5 protein-coding genes are annotated in these 6,780 nt (G+C 68.2%); 4 read left to right on the top strand and 1 reads right to left on the bottom strand.

What is annotated here, in order from left to right; translation table 11 throughout:
- Positions 1-140 precede the first annotated feature (140 nt).
- Positions 141-1,637, bottom strand: a complete 1,497-nt coding sequence (locus ACE3TL_RS16195) for a sigma-54-dependent transcriptional regulator (protein ID WP_374579700.1) — start codon at positions 1,635-1,637, stop codon at positions 141-143.
- A 259-nt stretch (positions 1,638-1,896) separates the two neighbouring features.
- Here ACE3TL_RS16195 and ACE3TL_RS16190 point away from each other — a divergent pair, with 259 nt between their 5' ends.
- The 4 genes from ACE3TL_RS16190 to ACE3TL_RS16175 all read left to right on the top strand — a co-directional run.
- Positions 1,897-2,535, top strand: a complete 639-nt coding sequence (locus ACE3TL_RS16190) for a hypothetical protein (protein ID WP_374579699.1) — start codon at positions 1,897-1,899, stop codon at positions 2,533-2,535.
- An 83-nt stretch (positions 2,536-2,618) separates the two neighbouring features.
- Entirely contained in the window at positions 2,619-4,733 is a 2,115-nt protein-coding gene (locus ACE3TL_RS16185; protein ID WP_374579698.1) for a PQQ-dependent dehydrogenase, methanol/ethanol family, read from the top strand.
- 9 nt (positions 4,734-4,742) lie between these two features.
- Positions 4,743-5,042 (top strand): GIY-YIG nuclease family protein, encoded by a 300-nt coding sequence (locus tag ACE3TL_RS16180; protein WP_374579697.1) that lies wholly within the window; start codon positions 4,743-4,745, stop codon positions 5,040-5,042.
- 109 nt (positions 5,043-5,151) lie between these two features.
- Positions 5,152-6,780, top strand: a 1,629-nt coding sequence (locus ACE3TL_RS16175) for a M3 family oligoendopeptidase (RefSeq protein WP_374579696.1), incomplete at its 3' end; no start/stop codon positions are given.

Below are 6,780 nucleotides of genomic sequence, written 5' to 3'. Positions count from 1 at the left end.
CGTCTCATCAACGCCGGAAAACCAAAGCGTCTCGCCATCGCCGCCATCGCAAGAAAGCTCGTCGTCATCGCAAACGCCGTCATACGAGACACCTCATACAACAACTCTCAACTGACTTGATGACACCTTGAAAACGGCCTCTACGCCGCGGCGGTGTCCGAGCCTTCCTCGCCGCCGGCGCCCTTGACGGCGTCTTCCAGGCCCTGTTCGCGGACCTTGCGGTAGAGGGTGGAGCGGCCGATGCCCAGGCGGCGGGCGACCTCGCTCATGTGTCCGGCGTAGATCTCGATGGCCAGTGCGATGAGATCGCGCTCGATCTCTTCCAGGGTGCGCAGGTGGCCGCGCTGGTCGAGGATGCGCACCGGCGCGTCGGCCGGCATTTCGGCGACCAGTTGCTCGGCGGTCGGCAGGCTGGCGGGGCGCTGGGTGGCGACCGGCTCCACCGCTTCCGGCGGCGGGGCCGCGACGCCGGAGATGGCCGGGAAGTCATAGGGTTGCAGATAGGGCGCGTCGGCCAGGACGATGGCGCGATAGACCGCGTTCTCGAGCTGGCGCACGTTGCCGGGCCAGTCGTGGCCGGTCAGGACGGCCAGGGTCTCGGCCGAGGCGCCGACCACGCTCTTGCCTTCCTCGACGTTGAAGCGGCGGATGAAGTGGTCGACCAGGGCCGGGATGTCCTCGCGCCGCTCGCGCAGGGCAGGCGCCTCGATCGGGAAGACGTTGAGGCGATAGAACAGGTCTTCGCGGAAACGGCCCTCGGCGACCGCGTTGGTCAGGTCGCGGTTGGTGGCCGAGACGATCCGCACGTCGACCTTGATCGAGCGCTTGGCGCCGATAGGATCGATCTCGCTCTCCTGCAGGGCGCGCAGCAGCTTGACCTGGATGTCCAGCGGCAGTTCGCCCACCTCGTCGAGGAACAGGGTGCCGCCGTTGGCCTCCTGGAACTTGCCCAGGTGCTTGTCGGTCGCGCCGGTGAAGCTGCCCTTCTCGTGGCCGAACAGGATGCTTTCGACCAGGTTCTCGGGGATGGCGCCGCAGTTGACGGCGACGAACGGCTTGCCGGCCCGGTCGGACGAGCCGTGCAGGGCGCGGGCGATGACTTCCTTGCCGACGCCGCTTTCGCCGGTGATCAGGATCGGGATCGAGGACTTGGCCGCCCGCTCGCCCACGCGCTTGACCATGGTCATGGCGGGGGAGGCTCCGACCATGTCGGCGAAGGTCATGCGGCCGCCCGCATGCTTCTTCAGCCGTTCGACCTCGCCCTTCAGCGCGCCCATGGAGAGAGCGTTGCGGATCGAGACGATGATCCGCTCCGGGCTGGCCGGCTTGACGAAGAAGTCGCTGGCCCCGGCCTGCATGGCCTGGACGACGGTGTCGATGCCGCCGGTCGCGGTGACCACGATCACCGGCTGGGCGAACCCGCGGGCGCGCATCTCCTTCAAGGCGTCCTGGCCGGAGAGGCCGGGCATGACGAGGTCGAGCAGGATCACATCCGCAGCGGCGCCGGCCTGCAGGTGCTTGATCGCCGCATCGCCGCTCTCGGCATGGGCGACGGCGAAGCCTTCGCGCTCGAGCACGGCCTGGATCAGCCGCCGCTGCGTCGGATCGTCGTCGACGACAAGGACCGTCTTGGTCATATGCAACACCCACACCTGGAACGGACGCTCGTTTCGCCGGGGGCCGGTCGAACGAGGCTCTTGTTGACCCGGATTGATACAGGGGCGGGGTAAAGGTGGGGTTTCGGAGTCCTGAGTCCGATCTTAACGGGGATGGTTAGGACTTCCTGACCAGGGCCGCGGGCCCCAGCCGTTTTCGCATGGCCGCAGTTCAAAAACGGCCGATTGCGAAACGCATCGATAAGCTGGACCTTGGGCGGCCTCGAAACGGAGCTGCGCCATGTTCGTCGGTCACTACGCCGCCTCGCTCGCCGCCAAGGCCGCCGCGCCGCGCGCGCCGCTCTGGAGCCTGGTCCTTGCCGCCCAGGCGGTCGACATCGGCTGGAGCGGCCTGATCATCGCCGGCGTCGAAAAGGTCCGCATCGATCCGAGCCTGCCGGGCAGCGCGCTGGACCTCTACCACATGCCCTATACGCACAGCCTGCCGGCGGCGCTGCTGTGGTCGGCGGGGGCGCTGGGCCTGGCGCGGCTGGCGCGCCTGCCCTGGGCGGCGGCGATCGCCATCGCCTTCACGGTCTTCTCGCATTGGCTGCTCGACTTGCTGGTGCATCGGCCGGACCTGGAGCTGTGGTTCGGCGGGACCAAGGTCGGGCTCGGCCTCTGGAATTATCCTGTCCCCGAACAGGCGGTGGAGATCGGCCTGCTGGGCCTGGCCGCCGCGGCCTGGGCCTGGAGCCGGGGCAGGGCGGGGCGCAGCCTCTGGCCGGTGCTGGCGTTCATGACCGCGCTGCTGGCCGTGCAGATCATCGCCATGGTCATGCCCGGCGGGGGCGATGCGGCGGGTTTGGGGACGACGGCGCTGGTGGTCTATCTCGCCCTCGGCGCCCTGGCCTGGGCGCTCGACCGCAAGCGCGCCTGACCCGGCGGCAAGCTTGCCGAGTCTGGCGTTCGGCGCATAGTTCCGCTGACGGCCGCGCGACGACGGCCGCAGGGAGGCGCAGAATGAAGAGCTTGAAGCTGGCGGCGATGCTCGCCGTGTCCGCTGTGCTGGCCGCGTGCAGCCAGGGCGCAGGCGGCGACAAGGTCGCCAATGTCGACGGCGCGCGGATCATCGCGGCCAAGTCCAACGGCGAATGGCTCTCCTACGGCCGGACCTACGACGAACAGCGCTACAGTCCGCTCGACAAGATCGACGCCTCGAACGTCGGCCAGCTCGGCCTGGCCTGGATGTATGAATTCGACACCGACCGCGGCCAGGAGGCGACGCCGGTCATGGTCGACGGCGTGCTCTACACCACGACCGCCTGGTCCAAGGTCTTCGCCTTCGACGCCAAGACCGGGGCGCTGAAGTGGTCCTACGACCCCAAGGTCGACGGCAAGAAGGGCTTCGACGCCTGCTGCGACGTGGTCAACCGCGGCGTGGCGGTCTGGAAGGGCCGCGTCTATGTCGGCGCGCTGGACGGGCGGCTGATCGCCCTGGACGCCGGTACGGGCAAGGAAGTCTGGTCGGTGCAGACCACCGACACCGGCCGCCCCTACACCATCACCGGCGCTCCGCGGGTCATCAAGGACAAGGTGCTGATCGGCAACGGCGGCGGCGAGTACGGCGTGCGCGGCTACCTCTCGGCCTATGACGTCAACGACGGCAAGCTGGTCTGGCGCTTCTACACCACGCCCAATCCGAACGGTCAGCCGGACAACGCCGCCTCCGACAAGGTCATGGCCGAGAAGGGCGCGGCGACCTGGTTCGGCGAGGGCTGGAAGGCGACCGGCGGCGGCGGCACGGTCTGGGATTCCATGGCCTACGACCCTGACCTCGACATCCTCTATGTGGGCGTCGGCAACGGCACGCCCTGGAACCACGTCAAGCGCTCGGACGGCAAGGGCGACAACCTGTTCCTTTCCTCGATCCTGGCGCTGAAGCCCGACACCGGCGAGTACGTCTGGCACTATCAGACCACGCCTGGCGAGAGCTGGGACTACACCGCCACCCAGCACATCATCCTGGCCGACATGAATGTGGAAGGTGCGGCCCGAAAAGTGCTGATGCAGGCGCCGAAGAACGGCTTCTTCTACGTGCTCGACCGCACCAACGGCCAGCTGATCTCGGCCAAGCCCTATGTGCCGATCACCTGGGCCAAGGGTGTCGATCCGGCCACCGGCCGCCCGATCGAAAATCCCGGCGTGCGCTACGAGAACGCCCCCTCGCTGCAGGTTCCCGCGCCGTTCGGCGCCCACAACTGGCACCCGATGGCCTTCAACCCGAAGGAAAACCTGGTCTATATCCCGGCCCAGGTGATCCCCTTCGCCTATACGCCGGACAAGGGCTATTCCTACCGGCCCGGCGGTTGGAACGTCGGCACCGATTTCCTCGCCAACGCCCTGCCCGACGACAAGGCCCAGGTCGCGGCCCTGAAGGCCATGGTGAAGGGCCAGCTCATCGCCTGGGACCCGGTCGCCCAGAAGGCCCGCTTCACCATCGAGCATCCGTACTTCTGGAACGCCGGCGTCCTTGCGACCGCGGGCGGCCTGATCTTCCAGGGCGCGGCCCAGGGCGAGTTCGCCGCCTACAGCGCCGCCGACGGCAAGAAGCTCTGGTCGTACACCACCGACAACGGCGTCATCGCCGCTCCCATGACCTACGAGATCGACGGCGAGCAGTATGTCGCCCAGATGGTCGGCTACGGCGGGGCCGGCGCGCTCTCGGCGCCCTTCGTCCTGCCCGACCGTCCGCGCTTGCCGGGCCGGCTGCTGGTCTTCAAGCTGGGCGGAACGGCCAAGGCGCCCGACTATGTGCGCCCGGAAGTCGCCGCGCTCGACCTGACCGGCGTGACCTCGACCGGCGACGCCAAGCGCGGCTTCGCCCTCTTCCACCAGGACTGCCAAGTCTGTCACGGCCCGAACGCCACCGGGACCTACCTGCCCGACCTGCGCCGCTCGCCCATGCTGCTCTCGGCCGAGAACTGGAAGTCGGTCCTGATCGACGGGGCGCTCGCGCCGCGCGGCATGGCCAGCTTCAGCCGCTTCTTCGACGCCAAGGGCGCCGAGGACCTGCGGGCCTACGTGCTGAGCGAGGCCCGAGCGGTCCAGGCCGCGCAGGCGCCGGCAAAGCCATAGGAGTCCGAGATGGTGGGCCGCGATGCTTCGATCGCGGTCTACATCCTGACCGACCGCAATCGAGGTACGCTCTATATCGGCGTGACGAGCCAATTGCCGCGCCGAATCTGGGAGCATCGCGAAGGGCTCTATCGTGGCTTCACGAAGACCTACGGTCTGAAACGGCTGGTGTGGTACGAGCCGCATGAAGAGATGACGGTTGCGATCCAGCGGGAGAAGTCGCTCAAGCGTTGGCCGCGGCAGTGGAAGATCAACCTGATCGAACGGGAGAACCCGCATTGGGACGATCTCTATCCTGGCCTTGCTTGAGCGCTGACGCTCCGCCCCACTCCCCGTCATCCTAGGCCTTGTGCCTAGGATGACGATGTGGGTGAGCCAGCGGTGGCGGCGTGCGCCCCGAGGGGCTATCTCTCCAGCCATGAACGCGCCCGTGAAACTGGACACCCTGCCCGAGTGGGATCTCGCCGACCTCTATGCCGGTCGCGAGGACCCGAAGATCGAAGCCGATCTGGCCGCGGCCAAGGCCGCCAATGACGAGCTGGTCAAGCTGAAGGGGCGGTTCCTGGCCTTGCGGGGCGATCCGCTGCACCTGGGCGAGGTGCTCGACCATGGGATCAATCTCTACGAGACCGCGACCAATGGGCTGTGGGGCGTCGGCGCCTATGCGGCGCTGTCGGCCTCGGTCGCGCGGGACGATCCGGCCTGGGCCAAGTTCGAGGCCGACCTGCGCGCCCGCTCCTCGCAGATCGCCGCCGACAGCCTGTTCTTCACCCTGGAGCTGAACCAGCTCGAGGACAACGAAATCGAGATGGCGTTCAAGGCGCACCCGCCGGCCGCGCGTTGGCGGCCCTGGATGCGGCGCGTGCGTCTGTCGCGGCCGCACGAGCTGTCGCCGGACCTGGAGCGCCTGCTGATCGACCGCGGACCGGCGGTGGCCAACTGGACGCGGCTGTTCGACGAGACCCTGGCCCGCCTGACCGCCAAGGTCGGGCGCGAGACCTTGACCCTGCCCGAGGCGCTGAACCGCCTTTCCGACCCGGACGGCGCCCGCCGAAAGCAGGCCGCGCAAGGCCTGGCCAAGGCGCTGGAGGAGCGCACGCCGATCCTGGGCCTGGCGATGAACACCCTGGCCTTCGAGAAGCAGGTCGAGGACCGCTGGCGCAACTATCCGAACCCGGCCGCCGCGCGGCACCTCGCCAACGAGGTCGACGCCGATGCGGTGCAGGCGCTGGAGGACGCGGTGGTCGAGGCGTATCCGTCGGTCAGCCACCGCTATTATGCGCTGAAGGCCAAGGTCATGGGCCGCAAGAGCCTCGACTACTGGGACCGCAACGCTCCGCTCGACACCGCCGCGCCGCGCACCTACGGCTGGGACGAGGCCAAGGGCATGGTGCTCGCCAGCTTCTCGGACCTGGCGCCGAAGTTCGCCGACACCGCCCAGGCCTTTTTCGCCAAGCCCTGGATCGACGCGCGGCCGCGCACCGGCAAGCAGTCGGGCGCCTATTCGCACCCCGTCACCGCCGACCGCCACCCCTACGTGTTCATGAACTATATGGGCGAGCGGCGCGATGTCCTGACCCTGGCGCACGAACTGGGCCATGCGGTGCACCAGACGCTGTGCGCGCCGCTGGGCACCCTGCTGGCCGACACGCCGCTGACGCTCGCCGAAACCGCCTCGATCTTCGGCGAGGGCCTGGTGTTCGAGCGCTTGCTGGCCGGCGCCTCCAAGCAGGAGCGGCTCGGTCTGCTGGCCGGCAAGATCGAGGACGGCCTCAATACGGTGGTGCGCCAGATCGCCTTCCACCGCTTCGAAACGCAGTTCCACGCCCTGCGCCAGGAGGGCGAGCTTGCGCCCGAGGACATCAGCGCGCTGTGGTTGGAGGTCATGGCCGAGAGCCTTGGGCCGGCGGTGAAGCTGAACGCGGGCTATGAGCACTATTGGGCCTATGTCAGCCATTTCGTGCACGCGCCGTTCTACGTCTACGCCTATGCGTTCGGCGACCTGCTGGTGCGCAGCCTGATGGAGAAGCGCCGCGAGGACCCGGCC

It is taken from the genome of Phenylobacterium sp. (assembly GCF_041920015.1).
GTDB lineage: Bacteria > Pseudomonadota > Alphaproteobacteria > Caulobacterales > Caulobacteraceae > Phenylobacterium.
Note: the sequence above shows the minus strand (reverse complement) of the source record. Positions and strands in the feature narration are given on the sequence as shown.